The sequence below is a fragment of the Neptunicella plasticusilytica genome, from assembly GCF_047922965.1.
GTDB lineage: Bacteria > Pseudomonadota > Gammaproteobacteria > Enterobacterales > Alteromonadaceae > Neptunicella > Neptunicella plasticusilytica.
The window spans coordinates 1,661,141-1,677,796 of sequence record NZ_CP150481.1 but is presented as its reverse complement, the minus strand read 5'-3'; the positions used below and the strand labels follow the sequence as shown (position 1 = coordinate 1,677,796).

Sequence of the window (16,656 nt, the reverse complement as noted above, 5' to 3'; positions counted from 1 at the left end):
CTCGTTAACTACCAATCTCTAATACGTCAGCCAGCTTAACGCTCTGCTCACCTTGAAGATTGAGAATAATGCCCTGACTACTGGACGCCAGGCTGACACTGTCAACATGCCGATGCATGGCAGTGACTAATTCGGTTGATTCACCACCCACAGTGGCATTGGCTTTAATTTTATAATTGCCGGGCGGCATAACATTGCCATTCTGGTCGGTGCCGTCCCAGTTAAATTGAATATTGCCAGCTTCATGGTCGCCTACCGGGATCACCTTAACGGTTTCGCCATAACTGTTTTCAATGGTTATTTTCATCGAATAGGCAGCCTGGTCGGTAATCACCATACCGCTAACATTGCCGCCTTCTTCCAATACGCCCTGATTACCCTGCACCAGCACATTCTGGCCAATCAGACTGGAGGCTTGTAGCGCCTGGTTGGAGGTCATCGACGCGGCAAAACTGTCAAATTTCTCGTTCAGTTGGGACAGACTGTCGGCCATAGTGAACTGGGTCATTTGCGCGATCATCTGATCATTATCCACCGGCTTGGTGGGGTCCTGGTTAGACAACTGTTCAGTCAGCAGGGAAAAGAAATCTTCCTGAGTCAGCTGACCGTTCTGGTTGCCTTCAGGCACCGCTTCCTCTTGCCAGTAATAGTTGTTACCCAATCCTGTATTGTTAACACTATCGACCATGATTTACTCCTTACTGGCCCTGGCCAAGTTGCAGTACCCGACGGAAAATCCGTTTGGTGGTATCCGTCACCTGAACATTGGTTTCATAGGATTTGGACGCAGAAATCATATCGGCCATTTCCTCGACAATATTCACGTTCGGTTTATAAATGTAACCATCCTGATCAGCCATAGGGTGATTGGGGTTAAATTCGATTTGCAGCGGTTTAGGGCTTTCGACCACACCTAACACCTGCACCCCGACGCCCTTCATTTGATCATCGGTGGCTTTTTGCATTTCTGCGGCAAACACCGGATGACGGGCCTTATAGGTGGCGTCATAACTGCTGCTGACACTATTGGCATTGGCGATATTACTGGCGACAGTATTTAATCTGACGTTTTCGGCGCTCATACCGGTAGAGGCGATTTGCATTACATTGAAAAGACTCATCCGCCTTGTCCTCCGCTAATGGCTTTTTTCATACCTTTAATTTTTCCGTTCAAGAACTGGATAGTGGCTTGATAACGCATACCTGTATCCAGAAATTCATTTCGTTCCACCTGCACATCGACATCATTACCATCGCCGGTATCGGGTTGCAGCGGTGAGCGATACATAACAGCATCGGTAGACTGCATCTTGGCTTTAATGTGCTTGTCGTCAGTGGTGGTCAGGCTATGGCCGCGTTGGTACTGGGCGCTTTGCATGGCGGTTTTAAAGTCAATATCTTTAGCTTTATAGCCGGGGGTATTAGCATTGGCCAGATTACCGGCAATCATTTCCATGCGATCGTTGCGCACGGTTAATGCTTTTTGATGAAAGCCGATTAATTTGTCGAGGCTAATTGCCATAGTCGTTCTCCTGCTTGATGGAGAATTTATAGCAATTGCTATGCCAAACTATTCGGCCAGATTAGAGATAATCGCCAATATGGGAGGTAATTTATTGTTTTTTGGAGTAATACATTCCGGGAGAGCAACGATGCAGAGTATATTTGTCGGACAATCCGCTCATCGATTCGGACGCGCCCACCATTAAAATGCCACCCGGCTGCAAACCAGCGGCAATTTGTTGCAATATACGCGTTTTGATTTCTGCCGAAAAATAAATAAGGACATTACGGCAAAAAACCAGATCAAACTTGCCCAGTGAGGTATAAGATTCGAGTAAATTGATCGGCTTAAAGCTGACCATGTCCCTGACCGGTTTAATGACCCGCATATCACCGTTACCGACATCTTCGAAAAATTTTGTGCGGCGCTCGGCAGACAATCCTCGCCCCAAGGACAAGTTATTATATTCGGCCTTTTTACAGCGTTCCAGCATGTCGGATGAGATATCAGTACCAATAATTTGTATCCCGCCGGGAAAAGCGCCAGGTTTGTTCTGCATGTACTCATGAATAGTCATGGCAATTGAATAAGGCTCCTGACCTGAGGAACAGGCCGCCGACCAGATCCTTATCGGTACCCGCTTACCAGTAAAATTATCCAGAAGCTTGTTTTTAAGGATTTCAAACGGATAAGTATCCCGAAACCATAAAGTTTCGTTGGTGGTCATCGCGTCGACTACAGCGGCATTTAATTGCCGATCCATGCCACGAGTAAATTTGGTTAATAACGACGCCAGGTTTTCCAATGAAAACCTGGCTACCAAAGGCGCCAGCCTGCTACGCACCAGATACTGCTTATTGGCACCTAAAACGATGCCGCACTGCCTTTCCAGATAATTGCAAAATTCTAAATAATTGCTGGCATCAAAATCATTGGATGACACACAGATTCCTTATAAATTATCAACGCCTAACCATTTTTTAACTGCCGATGCTAATTCGTCCGGGTGGAATTTGGCGATAAAGTCATCCGCTCCAACTTTTTGAACCATCGCCTGATTAAAAATACCACTAAGTGAAGTGTGTAAAATAATATGCAGATTCTTTAACTTGGGATTGGCTTTAATTTCTGCTGTCAGGGTATAACCGTCCATTTCCGGCATTTCAATATCCGATACCAGCACCCCGACCTGATCGGTCACATCACCTGTTTCTTCTGCAATTTCTTTTAACCGGTTCAGCGCTTCCAGGCCGTTCTTGGCCATTTCAATCTTCAGGCCCAATACGGTTAACGCTTTTTTGACCTGATTTCTGGCCACTGATGAATCATCCGCGATAAAGATAATTTTATCTTTAATACTGCTCACATCCAGATTGGCAGTGACCGAATCACTGACATCGGTATTGATGGGCGATATTTCGTGCAGGATTTTTTCAACATCCAGAATTTCGATCAGTTCTTTATCAATTTCGGTTACTGCGGTTAAGTAGCTTTTGCGCCCCGACCCTTTAGGTGGCGGCATAACCGAATCCCAGTTGATATTAATAATGCGTTCAACCGAATCAACCAGAAAGCCCTGAATCGAGCGATTATACTCGGAAATGATTATAAATCGCTTATCCAGTTGATCAATGGCTTTACCGCCGGTTGCCATGCTTAAATCAATCACCGAAATGGTTTGTCCGCGAATATGGGCAATACCACGAACATAGGGATTTAATTTGGGCATCGATGTCAATGGAGGACATTGTAGTACTTCCCGTACTTTAAACACATTGATGCCAAAACGTTGACGGCCATTTAACTTAAATAGCAATAACTCTAGCCGGTTAGCACCAACCAATTGCGTGCGCTGGTTAACTGAATCAAGAACTCCCGCCATCTATTACTCCACTATCAATCAAGTCAGGCACGAATATTGCCTTTCTAGGTTTTATACCAACAATTCGCCTGAATAATGACACTAAGATACACGAATTAGTGTTTAAGCATAGTCAAAGTGAATAAAAGTGAACATGAAAAAAAGATTGACTCATATGACAATACTCAAACGAACGCTTTTTGCCTTAGTGTTTATCGGCCTTAATTGCCAAGCTTTAGAACATTCTGATCCGCATAAAAAAATTATGCAGCTTGGAGAAGACTATGTGCTTAAACAACTCGCCAGCAACAGTAATAGCGATATCGCTGTGGAAGCCATGCCAATAGATAATCGAATTGTTATCCCTGCATGCTCAGTTCCTTACTCCGTATCGGCGGCATCCAACGCCTTGCAACAGTCGAACGTAACGGTAAAGGCATCCTGTTCCACCAGCGACTGGTTTTTATATTTTGTGGTCAAAGTGTCAGAAACCCAGCAAGTGGTTATTGCGGCCAACGCCCTGTCTCCCGGCGCGGTACTCACAGCCGAAGATATAACCGTAACCAAAATGGATAAAAGCCTGTTGCGTAGCAGTACTTTTGCCGATATCAATGATATTATCGGCGCGCGCGCCAAACGAAGGTTAACCTCCGGCCAGCCTGTTACGCCCAATCAGCTCTGTTTTATCTGTAAGGGCGATGAAATTACTATTATTGCCCAGGGGGCCGGGATCCAGGTGAAAGCCACGGGCGTAGCCCAGCAAGACGGTAATATTGGTGAACAGATCCAGGTAAAAAATGATCGCACCATGCGTATGGTCAACGCCTTGGTTGAAAATGTCAGCGAAGTGATCGTTAGACTATAATTTAACCAGTTCAAGTGCTAGAATGCTGGGAATCAAGTTGAATTTCATATATTTATACCCTGCTATTAAATTTTGTTAAAGTATCGGCTCGACTAGCCGATAAACTCCATAGAGGTTTCCTTTAGGTAGTGGATTAAGACAATGTCAGTAAATAATGTAAATAGTAACAACAATGTGCAAAAGCCACATGTAGACAATCAGAAGCTGCAGCAGCAACAAAATCAGACTGCTGCCCAGGCCAATACCCAACAGGCCAAGCAAAGCAGTGCGCCTAGAGGTGATTCTGTATCATTAACCCAGTCTGCCCAGCAACTGAGTCAAATCCAGAAAAAAGGCAGTGATACCGCATCGGTCAATCAGGAAAAAGTGGATCGTCTGAAAAAAGCGATTCAGGCCGGTGACTATAAAGTCAATCCTGAAAAATTGGCCGAGAATATTGCCAAATTCGAATCTGAACTCTTTGGTATCAAGTAATTTATGAGCGACGGGCTTAATCAGGCATTTGTTAAACAACAACAGCAATTGGAAACCTTAAAACTGACGCTGGAAACGGAATTAAGCCTGATAAGCGCTCGCAACCCTGATGCCCTAATCAAACTACTTGAAGAAAAAGAACAGCTACTCAACGACATTGCCGAACAAGACCAGGTTATCGCTAATCTTTACCAACAAACCTCTCCTGACGAAAAAGACATTCAACCCGCCATTGACCTTATTGAGCATTTACTTGCTGAATGCCGCTATCGCACTGAAATCAATCAGACAGCCGTCGAGCAAGGACAACTAAGACTGGCCCATTTACGCAATGTTATTGTGGAATCGCGCGCTAAAGAATCCATGACTTACGACAAGGCGGGACATACTCGCAGTGGTGGCAAAGGTAAAGGCGTTAGCGCTTAACAGCGGCAAAGATCGACTTGGCCAAATATTGCCACCCTTTTCTACCAATCTTTTTATCTATTCTGCAAATTTTACTGTCTAGAGCCTGTTGATCTTTGCGGTATAAATTTTGTTCTAATTAAACGCTTTTTAATCGCGGCGCTTATTTGCAGGCCTAATGGGTTAAGTCAAAAATAAGCAACAAAGAGTAAAAAGCGTTTAGGACGAACCCTTTGGGCAACGTTTGTGCGGCATTTCTACGGCTTCAGCACTCATTCATGTAGAGCAACTACACCACAATCGTGCTTCATTGTATAAATGCCGCACAATTCGTTGCAAAAGTATACCGCAAAGATCAACAGGCTCTAGTAGTAATTAACTTGCTTGATCCTTTTAGGGCGGGCGGTAGACAGATAGATGTTGTATACCTTTTTGAAATCCAGTTCCAGCTCAGTGACATAAGTATCATCGTCCACTGCGTAAGCTTTAACCACCTGCGCCCCGCGGATCACTCCCTGAATAGAAGATTTCAGACCGTCATCGGATAACACCAGATTAGATAATTGCTGATTGCCTTCAATTTTCTGGCCATATACTTGCTCGGTCAGCTCGCGATAGGCGTCCAGTTTAGATGCTTTAACCGCCTGAATCGTTTTGAGTGCCATACTGTCACCATGTTGGGCCGAAATAGGCGCGTAACCCACCGCTCGTATCACCGGATATTCGTCAGGCTGCACGTATTCCCATTCGACCTCTTTATCAAAAATGGCCGAACAACCACTTAGTGCCAAGCTGGCAGCCAGGATTACAAATTTGAATACTGTCATGGGCCTTCCTTTAACTTGTGGCTGTTCAAAGCCAATAAAACACGTTTTACTCATCGCTGAAATAAAGCAATATCCGTACCTTGTCAGCCTGTTTAGCACAATTTATCCCACACGCATCGCAATTCAGGTACGGAAAATGCTTACTAAAGGTCATTAAAAACGTAAAAACGTTGTTATTCGTTATGCCGGGAATGATCGTCAAAAATATGACTCAAAAAATCTGCCTGTTATTTTTGCTGCTAATCAGTTCAACTCTCCCCTGTCAGGCCATCTGGTTTGAAGCCAGCGGACAATCCATGGTAGTGAACGGCAACAAGCAACTTGCCCGCCAACAAGCCACCCAGGAAGCTATCAAGCAAGCGCTGTTATTTGCTGGCGCGTCGGTGCACAGCATACAAAAAATGACGAACGGCTTGTTGCAGAGTGACAAACTGGAAATCCGCGCCAGTGGCGAAGTAGACAGTATCGAACTGATAAACGAACAAATTAACGGCGACTTTGTCACTGTATCGATCCGGGCCGATATATTTCCGAATAAAGTCCAGTGCCGAGCCGCCGATTATCAAAAGTCCATTGCCACCAGCTGGTTTCCACTGCGCAACCGGCAACAGGCGTTAACCGGCAATCTATTCGACTTTGGTAAAGCCGTCGCGCAAAAGCTGCAGTCTGACTTCCAGCAATACGCGGCGCATAGCAACATCATGCATTTAGCCCAGTTCTATTCAACGACTCACTCCGTTAGTGACGATATGGTGATTCAGTTTGCTGACCAAACCGATAGCCAGTATGTAATGTTCAACACCATTACCGAATTAAGTGTTGATCCACAACAAAGCAGCGGGATTAAATTCTGGCAGGACAATTTCCCGCAACGCCACTTTGGCCTGCATGTGAGTGTATTTAACGGTACTACCGGTGAACAAGTTTATAACCAGCAATTCAATACCAGCGCTGTGTGGGACTTCCCGGTACATGAACAACTGGATCCGGCCAGTCAACGACTGTGGTCCTCCAAATTTGGTCTTCAGGTACAGAATCTGTTGCAGGATATCAGTAGCCAGGTAGATGAAGCATTAAGCTGTTTGCCCGTCTATGGCCGGATCTTGCGTGTGAAGGACGAACAGATCAGTATTAATTTGGGCAGCCGGGACGGCGTAAAACAGGGAGATGAACTAAGTTTATTCCAGCTCGAACAATTCTATGACCGCAGTGGTAATCAACACTACCAATATCATATTCACCCGGCAAAATTACAGATAACCCAGGTGTTTAACGACACCGCACTACTTAAACCCACCAGCGATGAGTTATTGGCCAATATTCAACCTAATGACTTTGTATTAAGAAGATAAGCTTCTAAATCACAAAAAAGGACGGTGTTTGGGTTGTCACCCGAAGCGCCTTTTTAGTATAGTTGCCGCGCTTAAAAATCTGCGTCCCCTTGGCACAGCTGGATAGCGCAGCCCCCTCCTAAGGGGCAGGTCAGAGGTTCGAATCCTCTAGGGGACGCCACTTTCTTCATCATCCGCTTCACAAACGGCCTTCATCAAACTTATATAGCCAGTTCGTCCGGCAAAAACGAACTGGCAATATCGTTTCAATTACCTAGCGATGCAACCTATACATATCCGGTAAACTGTCCTCAAACAACGTATAAGGATCGGCGTAAAACTGTTTAAAGTTGTCTGCGCTGGGATGGCCTGGATAAGGTGCGTAGAAGTGGTCTTTATTCTCGCGCTGCTTATTGGCATTACGCCAGACCATCAAGTAGGCAATCTGGCGGGTGGTGTCATTGTGGGTGACCACATCCAGAATGCGGTCGGTCCAGTAATTGTCGGCTTTAATGCCATCCCAACCTCCTTCACTGACTGCCGGTAGCTTGTGCTTTTTATTGGCCAGTTCTACTGTGTATTCCAGCGTGCGGCGAAAATTATCTTTTTGCTGTGCAACCGTGATGCTTTCATCCCGTCCCAGATCGGTGTAGGTATCAATGCCCAGTACATCCACATAATCATCGCCGGGATAGCCGTATAAATAGTCGGCCTCGTAATTGTCCAGCGCTATGCGACCACGATCCGGTGAATAAGCATAAATGAGATTGTGCACGCCTTGCGATTTTAGATAATCGACAGTGAAACGCCACAGGGCAATATAGTCCTTTTCAGCAGTATGCCCTTTTCCCCACCAGAACCAGTCTCCGGTATGTTCATGCCAAGGTCTGAAAATAATCGGCACACTTACCTGGTTACCTTGCTTGTCCGTTACTTTGAGTTGCTGGTTAAATGCCACAAAAGTATCCAGATATTGCTTAAACTTGTCATGGGCTTTACCACCCGGGACAAGATGTTGTACCGAGGCATCTTTAGTCCAGGAATTGTGCCCTGTCACCGGATCGTACATATGCCAACTAATAGTATTCACCCCACCGCGTAAATAGACTTCCTTGATCCAGCGCTGCATATTGGCGAAGTTGACCTTATCCAGATTAGCTTCTTGACCAATGCCCAGACCGCCTAGTTCCCAGCCATATAAAGCAGGAAAGGAACCGGTTACATCCTTGATATCAGAACGCCCTTCTTCGCCTTGCCATTTTACCCCGTAAGCCAAGGTATCCTGATGGCCAAAAAGCATATGATTATTCTTGATTCGATATAAATTGGCTAATAATGCCCGGGTTTCGTTGCTCGCGTCATGATCGACCATTTGGTAGGAATCGTCTGCCTGCATTTCGCTGGTGCCACTTTGCGCATCGGTATTATTACAAGCGATTAATAATATTGAACAAAACACAATCCATCCGCTGCGCCAGCAGCTCATATTTTTTTTCTTCATCAGGTTACCTTTTGTTTTAAATGTGAATTTGCTAACAATATTGCCGGTTATATCAAGAGTTCCCCCTTGAGTAAAAGCAAGATTGCCTGGAGTAGCATCAAATGACGAGGAATTGCTGATTGCGTTAAGCAATCTGTTCCCCTACGGCGATTGTTACTGAGCAATACTGTTGACCGGAAACCACAATTCCTTGCGATCCAGAGGTGTATCCTTGGGTAGCACCGGATTGGTCAGAGTAAATATCTTGCGTCCGGGCAAATTCGCTTGATCCAGAATTGGCTGGTGCACCTTGAAAAACAACTTATCAAACTCACCATTCTCGACAGCTTTCTCCAAACCGGAGCGCAGTATGTTAGCCAGAATAATATTTTTCTTGTTAACAAAAAAGTACATCGCAGTGGGATAGTACACACCTAAACGGGGTTCAATTTCTATTGACGTTTCTGCTTTTTGAGCGTCAATTTCTTGCCATATTTCCACCACTGAACGGGGAAATAGATCAGCCTGTTCCTGTACCAGGATATCAAACAACCCGAGATAATAAGGGGCTGTCATCACTTCAAAACCGTTAGCCTGTAATATTTTGGTATCCGGCCAGTCCTTGCCTTGGACCAAGGTAAAATCACGCATATGGGTCAGAGTCGAAACGCGTTGAAAACTGGCTTGCTTATTTGACTTGATTAAAAACAGCCTTAATCCGATTAACCCTTTATAGATAGGAATACGGATCGGCATCAGTTGGTTTTCGCGGGTACTGTCGGTCATGCTCCATAACACATTAATTTCGCGACTGGCGGCTAGGCTGATCATCGCCTTCCCCTGTGCCATACGATTAACCGATTCGCGTAATTGAAACTTTACCCCGGTTTGTTCCAACGCCAATTTTAATACGGCAAGCGGGTATTCATTGCGTTTATCCTCATCATCAATTGGTTTTGGATAAACTACATCCCACACGGCTGCCTGAACCTGAACTGTCAGGCATAACAACAGCAACGTCGAACATAACCTGCGGAATATATACATAATGAACACCTGTTAAATTAGTGCTGCTTGTCAGTAATCGGTTTATCGTTATCTTTAACCACCGCAACAATATGCGTCACATCATTATTATGCATTTGCATAGTATAGGACGTGGGGCACTCCAATTTTAATTGCCCCTGTTGATCATAGAAATGCCAAATAATCTTGCAAAAAATAAAGTTGTTGGCCAGTTTCATCACGTTCTGCACATCAATATCAGCTTTGGCAATTCCCTGCTGCTGATATTGCTGAATGATTTGTTCCACATAGTCTTTTACCTGCGCCCGATCTGTAAAGATTAACTTCTCCGAGCCGATCATAATGATCGCGGGAACATAATATTGCTCTGCCAGTTTATCAGCGTCCTTGGCATTAAATGCCTTCATATAGTTTTCAAAAAAATCAGTGACCTGCATAGACAAATTTCCCTAGCCTTATTCAATTCCAATAAATTTATGTGTTTGTAATGACAACCGCCAATTACGTGCGATGCAGGTTTTAACTGCCAGTTCTGTCGCCCGTTTCTGCTGGCTAATAGGTTGCAAATATATCAAGGCGTTGTGTGGATGTTGATGGCGTTCGAGTAATACATCCAGCTCCTCAATATGTTTATCCATAGCCACCGGGTGCTTAATTTCGTTAGCGAGTTTTAATACCTCATCAAGCACTTCATACCCACCTTGCATATTGATTTTGGGCGACAGCGTGATCCAGCATTGGGAATTAGCTTTGACAGCGAAAGTCCCGCTAGTTTCAATTTGTACAGAATACCCCGCCTCAATCAAACCATCGGTCAAGTCCTGCAAATCATACATACAAGGCTCGCCGCCGGTTAAAATAACATGTTTGGCGTTATAACTTTGCTGATTGAAAAGTGTTAATAAATCAGATACTAACGCATTAAACCAACTATCTGAATCACCTTTTTCAGACATCACTTGCGAGACTGTGGCTTGTTTATCAGGATCTACCGCCCAGGTATGCTTGGTATCACACCAGGAACAACCCACCGGGCAGCCTTGCAAACGAATAAAAATGGAAGGAACGCCGGTAAACGCCCCTTCTCCCTGAATAGATTCAAACACTTCATTGATCTTATAGCCGGTCATATTTTCCTGTATCATTGGAATTCACGAGAATCCTCAGTATCTTAACAAATTTCTTTTCGGCGTGACGGTAAAAAAGGCACCATCGATGACACAAAAAGCAGTTGTAATTTATTCTGGCGGAATGGATTCGTTCACCGTTCTCAATAAAGTGGTAAAACAGGGTGGCGAAGTGCATGCCCTGTCGTTTAATTACGGACAAAAACACAGTAAAGAACTCGACTATGCGGCCAACGTCTGTAAAAGCATGGGTATCTCGCATAAAGTGGTCGACATTAGTGCGATCAATTTTTTACTCGCCGGTTCCGCCCTGACAGACAGTGTGCCGATGCCGGAAGGCCATTATGAAGCGGAAAATATGGCTCAGACAGTAGTGCCGAACCGCAATATGATATTGCTGTCACTGGCGGTGGGTTATGCCGTATCCATTGATGCGGCTCAGGTTTATTACGGCGCACATGGTGGTGACCACGCAATCTATCCTGATTGCCGTCCGGAATTTGTGCAAAAGATGAATGATGTTTGCGCCATTGCCAATTACGAAGCAGTACAAATCGTGACCCCCTATTTGCATCAAAGCAAGGTTGAGATTTTAACTGATGGCTTGTCGATGGGACTGGACTACAGCCAGACCTGGACCTGCTATAACGGCCGTGAAAAAGCCTGCGGAAAATGTGGAGCCTGTCAGGAGAGGCTTGAAGCCTTTGCAGAAAATGGCCTCACCGACCCTTGCGAGTATGAATCCTGATAATAAAATAAACGCTGCGTACTGCAGCGTTTATTTTATTCAGTACTTAACCCCAATAAATCTACTGGGTAACAAAATACTCCAGCTCGCGAATAAAGTGTTTTAACACCGGATTCATCCGGGTATTTTTGCCGTTCATTACAAACAGCTCATGATTGAACGCGAATTCATCTCCACCTAAGGCAACCAAATCCTGCGCATAGTCTTTACCTTCAACAAAATAGTCTGGCAACAGGCCGATATATTCACCGGTTAAAATACCTGACAAGCAGGACTCGAATGAGTCAGAAAAGGTCTGGATGGCCATGCGCCGCTCATTGCCAATATAATTGGAAGGTGACATGCCGGTAATCCCTATAGCCGGGAATTCCATTAAATCAACCGAATCCGGAATGGCTTCACGGTGCTTGGCTAAAGGATGAGATACCGCACAATATAACTGGCCACTGCATTTATAAGGTAAGGGGTGAAAAATAATGGATTCGGGTTTGACCATATCGTAGCAAGACACCACCAAATGACACTCACCGGACAAGGCGGCATGTTCCACTTCGTTATATAACCGGGTCTGCACGTTGAAATGAATATCTTCAAACTTGTTCATGGCAGTCTTAACTGACTTGCTCACCGCAGACAGCACTTTCATCGGCAAGCCCGACATCAATACAATAGTTAAATGCCCGGAATAATCGTCATGCAGGCTTTTGAGATTAAATACAAAGTTGTCAAAGGCGTTAAAAATACGTTTGGTTTCCTGAAAAACCACCTCGCCTTCTTTGGTCATCTGAAAGCCACCGCGACCACGGTGGCATAAAATAAGATCGAGGCGTTCCTCCAGTTTTTTAATCGCGGCGCTTATATTTGGACGCTGCATCCGTAATACCGGTTCGGCAGCAGTAAATCCGTTACATGAGGCAACAGCAAAAAATACCCGCAATAATTTAATATCTGATTCTTGTAAGCGGTTGAGCATGATTTGACCTGCGTTTGTTATTATTATGGTATATCTTTTTATACTATAACGCGCAGATCGCCAGTAGCAAACAGATTTTTACAACATATTAATACCATAAACACCACTCAGGCTATTTTAACCAGTTGGGCGCGCAAGGTTTCCACTTCATCCCGGGTGGCTGCCGCTTTTTCAAATTCCAGCTCTTTGGCATGCGCAAACATCTGTTTTTCCAAAGCTGAAATCTGGCTCATCAACTGCTCCGCAGTCAAAGCTTTATATTTGCCGCCAGATTCTGCCACTTTGCGCAGCTTAACCTTATCCCCTCCCCGACCATCACCTACATCCATAATATCGGTAATACTTTTATTCAGTTTCTGCGGCACAATACCGTGCTTGCTATTATATTCCTGCTGGGTGTGGCGGCGTCTTTCTGTCTCGGAAATGGCTCGCTCCATCGAACCTGTCATGCGATCTGCATATAAAATCGCCTTGCCATTGAGATTCCTTGCCGCCCGTCCCATTGTCTGGATCAATGAGCGCTCGGAACGTAAAAATCCTTCCTTGTCTGCGTCCAGAATAGCCACCAACGACACTTCCGGCATATCCAGCCCCTCACGTAACAGGTTGATGCCAACCAGTACATCAAATTTGCCCAGTCGCAAATCACGAATAATTTCAATCCTCTCAACCGTATCGATATCTGAATGCAGGTAGCGTACCTTGACGCCATGCTCATCCAGATAATCACTCAAATCTTCGGCCATTTTCTTGGTTAAGGTGGTCACCAGTACCCGCTCATCCAGTGCAACGCGCATATTAATTTCTGACAATAAGTCATCAACCTGGGTGGTGACCGGCCTGACTTCAATTACCGGGTCGAGTAATCCTGTTGGCCTGACAACCTGCTCAACAATATCATCAGGGCATTTTTCCAGTTCATATTTGCCCGGCGTAGCAGACACATAAATGGTCTGGGGCGCAATTTGTTCAAATTCGTCAAACTTAAGTGGCCGGTTGTCCAGCGCCGAAGGCAGCCTGAAGCCGAATTCCACCAGAGTTTCCTTACGCGAGCGGTCACCTTTATACATCGCGCCGATTTGCGAAACCGTAACGTGAGATTCGTCAATAAACATCAAACCGTCAGCGGGGAAATAATCGATTAAAGTTGGAGGTGGCTCGCCCGGCGCACGGCCTGACAAATAACGTGAGTAGTTCTCGATACCCGAGCAGTAACCGAGTTCTAGCATCATTTCGATATCAAACTGGACTCGCTGGGTGATACGCTGTTCTTCCACCAGTTTATTCACCGATTTCAACTGCGCCTGCCGCTCTTTCAGCTCCAGTTTGATCTCTTCGATTGCTGCCAGAATTTTCTCTCTGGGAGTCACGTAATGCGTTTTAGGAAATACCGTTACCCGGGCAACCGTTTTATCCACCGCCCCGGTAAGCGGATCGAATAAACTGATTTTTTCAATTTCTTCGTCAAACAGTTCGACCCGGATCCCTTGTCTATCAGAATCAGCCGGAAATATATCAATAACATCACCACGCACCCGGAACGAGCCGCGCTCGAAAGCAACATCATTGCGTTTATATTGTAACTCGGCCAACCGGCGCAATATATCGCGCTGATCCATTAAATCCCCCTGACGTAAATGCAACAGCATTTTCATATAAGATTCCGGATCGCCCAGACCATAAATGGCCGATACACTGGAAACAATAATAACGTCGCGGCGCTCCATCAGCGCCTTGGTGGCAGACAAACGCATTTGCTCTATGTGATCGTTAATCGATGCATCTTTCTCGATAAAGGTGTCGGTAGAGGGCACATAGGCTTCCGGTTGATAATAGTCGTAATAGGAAACGAAATACTCTACCGCGTTGTTGGGGAAATATTCTTTCATTTCACCATACAACTGCGCCGCCAAGGTTTTGTTATGCGCCAGGATCAGGGTTGGACGCTGTACATCAGCAATAACGCTAGCCATGGTAAAAGTCTTACCTGAGCCCGTTACTCCCAACAAGGTCTGCTGGGCAAGACCATCATTGAGACCTTCGACCAATCCTGCGATAGCACCAGGCTGGTCGCCTGCGGGTTGATAATTGGATTCCAGCTGGAAGCCTCTGATTCTGGAGGTCTCACTACTCATGTTGTTGCCTCGGCAATTTGATTAAGATTTTCATTGACCAATAAACGCTTAAACCAGTAATACGCAATAATTGCGGTAATCAAGTTAGCCACAATACCGGCGATAAACATGCCTTTCAAAGCAAATAACAGGCTACCGAGATAAGAAACCGGGACAAAGAATACGAATAACCGGATCACGCTAAGTGACAAGGCCGCCATCGGTTTGTGCATGGCGTTAAAAGATGAATTGGTCAAAATAATCACCCCTTGCAATCCGTACCCTAGCGGTACAATAAACAGGAACAGTTGAATCAGTTCAGCCACCTTGGGTTCTTTAGCAAAGGCATCCGCTATCCAGGGCGACAATATCCACATTAATATAAAAATAATCAGCTGCCATCCCAGCACAAACTTGATACAGAGCTGGTATGCGTCTTCAACCCGGCCAATTTTACCGGCACCGAGATTTTGACTGATAAAAGGTGGCAAGGTCATCGACAGCGCCAAAATAACAATACTGGCGATGGATTCAAGCCGGTTACCGACTCCCCAGGTAGCCACAGCCTCGGAACCGTAAGTGGCGACAATTGCAGTGAGTACACCACCGGCAATAGGAGTTAACATATTCGCTCCGGCTGCCGGCAGACCAATTTTGAGGATTTGCGCACTGGTCATTTTCAATTCGGCCCAGGTTAATAATCGGGGCAGCACCAGCTTACGCTTGACTATCAACAGATACAAAATGTACATCAGGCCAATTACCCAGGCGATTAATGTGGCGTAAGCCGCGCCTTTGATACCCATCGCCGGAACCGGTCCCCAGCCGAATATCAGCAGCGGATCGAGCAGTGCATTAATCACCCCGCTGGTTGCCATCACCAAACTGGGCGTTTTGGTGTCGCCAGATGCTCTTAATACGCTGTTGCCCACCATTGGCATGGCCAGACAAACTCCGGCCAAATACCAGATTTGCATATAGTCGCGTATGTAAGACAGCTGTAATTCATCGGCGCCTAACAAGACAAAAATAGGATCGATACTCAACCAGCCAATAAGGGCCAGCACGCCAACCATAACAAAAGCCAGCGTCAGAGAACCTGTAGCAAATTCTCTGGCCAGATGCTCCTGGCCGCTGCCCAGATAGCGCGCGATAATGGCTGAAGCACCAATTCCCAATCCAATATTTAAACTGATTAATGTAAAAGTGACAGGAAAAGTGAAGCTGATCGCAGCCAGCTGTTCGGTTCCCAACAAGCTGACAAAAAAGGTATCCACCAGACCAAAAGTCATTAACATCACCATTCCCATAATCATCGGGAGTGTCATATTTTTGAGGGTTTTAGCTATAGGACTATGGATCATGTCGGGTTTGGGGGAAATTGGTCGATCTTGACTCACAACAGATTCCGAAAACTAAAAACACTATGATATGGCAGCACCGTTTTGAATACCATGCAGCAATATCATTTACTTACAAATAAACCATTCAAAATTGCAGCAAATAGAATTTTTTATTACCAATACGTGCAAACAACACACAAGCAGATCTATCACTGGTTATTTACTAGACAACACTGCTAACAACAGCTGAAATAACAACTTAACCATTTGTTTTTAATGATTTTTTAAAATAATAAACAAATATACTTTGATAGCACTTGACAGCATTTTCATTGGCGTTGAGTGAGTTTTCACAGAACAATTCACATAGTTATCCACAGATTTAGTGGATAACTCTTTGCAGCCCTGACGGGCCGCTCAGTTAACAAAAAAATGCGCCAGAAAAGGTAAGTCCGCACTAACGTTGAGGGTGTCTATAATCGGTTACAATTTTGTTAACGCTGGATAAAACAACAGCCCTTATTGACGCAATTATAACCAAAAGTTCTATATAATTATTTCTTATGTAATACCTTTGT

Annotated in this window: 18 protein-coding genes and 1 tRNA gene; 6 read left to right on the top strand and 13 right to left on the bottom strand. The window is 45.0% G+C overall.

All coding sequences use genetic code 11. The features are described 5' to 3' along the window. Positions 1–4 precede the first annotated feature (4 nt). From flgD to V1467_RS07365, 5 genes are all read right to left on the bottom strand, one after another. Positions 5–688: a flagellar hook assembly protein FlgD gene (gene flgD, locus V1467_RS07385; RefSeq protein ID WP_416308150.1), complete on the bottom strand. Its 684-nt coding sequence runs from the start codon at positions 686–688 to the stop codon at positions 5–7. Positions 689–698: 10 nt separating this feature from the next. After that, positions 699–1,121: a flagellar basal body rod protein FlgC gene (flgC, locus tag V1467_RS07380; protein WP_416308149.1), complete on the bottom strand. Its 423-nt coding sequence runs from the start codon at positions 1,119–1,121 to the stop codon at positions 699–701. After that, a complete protein-coding gene (flgB, locus tag V1467_RS07375; RefSeq protein ID WP_416308148.1) occupies positions 1,118–1,522 on the bottom strand; it encodes a flagellar basal body rod protein FlgB in 405 nt (134 codons plus the stop codon). The genes flgC and flgB overlap by 4 nt, the downstream gene beginning before the upstream one ends. A gap of 91 nt (positions 1,523–1,613) precedes the next feature. Continuing rightward, the gene (locus V1467_RS07370; RefSeq protein ID WP_416308147.1) at positions 1,614–2,447 is read right to left on the bottom strand and encodes a CheR family methyltransferase; all 834 of its coding nucleotides are present in this window, start codon (positions 2,445–2,447) and stop codon (positions 1,614–1,616) included. Between the two features lie 9 nt (positions 2,448–2,456). Further along, positions 2,457–3,386, bottom strand: coding sequence for a chemotaxis protein CheV (locus V1467_RS07365; RefSeq protein WP_416308146.1), 930 nt, complete (start codon positions 3,384–3,386; stop codon positions 2,457–2,459). Positions 3,387–3,540: 154 nt separating this feature from the next. Between V1467_RS07365 and flgA the strand changes: the two genes are divergently transcribed. The 3 genes from flgA (at position 3,541) to flgN (ending at position 5,130) form a co-directional block, all read left to right on the top strand. Continuing rightward, entirely contained in the window at positions 3,541–4,230 is a 690-nt protein-coding gene (flgA, locus tag V1467_RS07360; protein WP_416308145.1) for a flagellar basal body P-ring formation chaperone FlgA, read from the top strand. A 141-nt stretch (positions 4,231–4,371) separates the two neighbouring features. Then, positions 4,372–4,704 (top strand): flagellar biosynthesis anti-sigma factor FlgM, encoded by a 333-nt coding sequence (gene flgM / locus V1467_RS07355; RefSeq protein ID WP_416308144.1) that lies wholly within the window; start codon positions 4,372–4,374, stop codon positions 4,702–4,704. A 3-nt stretch (positions 4,705–4,707) separates the two neighbouring features. Further along, complete coding sequence (gene flgN / locus V1467_RS07350) at positions 4,708–5,130, top strand: flagellar export chaperone FlgN (RefSeq protein WP_416308143.1); 423 nt, start codon at positions 4,708–4,710, stop codon at positions 5,128–5,130. 344 nt (positions 5,131–5,474) lie between these two features. On the opposite strand, the gene V1467_RS07345 is transcribed toward flgN, so the two are convergent. Then, the gene (locus V1467_RS07345) at positions 5,475–5,936 is read right to left on the bottom strand and encodes an LPP20 family lipoprotein (protein WP_416308142.1); all 462 of its coding nucleotides are present in this window, start codon (positions 5,934–5,936) and stop codon (positions 5,475–5,477) included. Positions 5,937–6,142: 206 nt separating this feature from the next. Between V1467_RS07345 and V1467_RS07340 the strand changes: the two genes are divergently transcribed. Continuing rightward, the gene (locus V1467_RS07340) at positions 6,143–7,288 is read left to right on the top strand and encodes a flagellar assembly protein T N-terminal domain-containing protein (protein ID WP_416308141.1); all 1,146 of its coding nucleotides are present in this window, start codon (positions 6,143–6,145) and stop codon (positions 7,286–7,288) included. Between the two features lie 83 nt (positions 7,289–7,371). After that, a tRNA-Arg gene (locus V1467_RS07335) sits at positions 7,372–7,448 on the top strand. Positions 7,449–7,541: 93 nt separating this feature from the next. On the opposite strand, the gene V1467_RS07330 is transcribed toward V1467_RS07335, so the two are convergent. From V1467_RS07330 to queE, 4 genes are all read right to left on the bottom strand, one after another. Next, positions 7,542–8,768, bottom strand: a complete 1,227-nt coding sequence (locus V1467_RS07330; RefSeq protein WP_416308140.1) for a glycoside hydrolase family 26 protein — start codon at positions 8,766–8,768, stop codon at positions 7,542–7,544. A gap of 153 nt (positions 8,769–8,921) precedes the next feature. Further along, entirely contained in the window at positions 8,922–9,794 is an 873-nt protein-coding gene (locus V1467_RS07325; protein WP_416308139.1) for an amino acid ABC transporter substrate-binding protein, read from the bottom strand. A 17-nt stretch (positions 9,795–9,811) separates the two neighbouring features. Then, positions 9,812–10,210 (bottom strand): nuclear transport factor 2 family protein, encoded by a 399-nt coding sequence (locus tag V1467_RS07320; protein WP_416308138.1) that lies wholly within the window; start codon positions 10,208–10,210, stop codon positions 9,812–9,814. Positions 10,211–10,228: 18 nt separating this feature from the next. Beyond that, positions 10,229–10,903: a 7-carboxy-7-deazaguanine synthase QueE gene (gene queE / locus V1467_RS07315; protein ID WP_416308137.1), complete on the bottom strand. Its 675-nt coding sequence runs from the start codon at positions 10,901–10,903 to the stop codon at positions 10,229–10,231. An 85-nt stretch (positions 10,904–10,988) separates the two neighbouring features. Here queE and queC point away from each other — a divergent pair, with 85 nt between their 5' ends. Then, positions 10,989–11,648, top strand: a complete 660-nt coding sequence (gene queC / locus V1467_RS07310) for a 7-cyano-7-deazaguanine synthase QueC (RefSeq protein ID WP_416308136.1) — start codon at positions 10,989–10,991, stop codon at positions 11,646–11,648. 61 nt (positions 11,649–11,709) lie between these two features. Here queC and V1467_RS07305 read toward each other — a convergent pair whose 3' ends face one another. The 3 genes from V1467_RS07305 to V1467_RS07295 form a co-directional block, all read right to left on the bottom strand. After that, positions 11,710–12,621, bottom strand: coding sequence for a LysR family transcriptional regulator (locus V1467_RS07305; RefSeq protein ID WP_416308135.1), 912 nt, complete (start codon positions 12,619–12,621; stop codon positions 11,710–11,712). Between the two features lie 107 nt (positions 12,622–12,728). Further along, entirely contained in the window at positions 12,729–14,756 is a 2,028-nt protein-coding gene (gene uvrB / locus V1467_RS07300; protein ID WP_416308134.1) for an excinuclease ABC subunit UvrB, read from the bottom strand. After that, positions 14,753–16,099, bottom strand: coding sequence for an MATE family efflux transporter (locus V1467_RS07295; protein WP_416308663.1), 1,347 nt, complete (start codon positions 16,097–16,099; stop codon positions 14,753–14,755). The genes uvrB and V1467_RS07295 overlap by 4 nt, the downstream gene beginning before the upstream one ends. Positions 16,100–16,656: the final 557 nt, after the last annotated feature.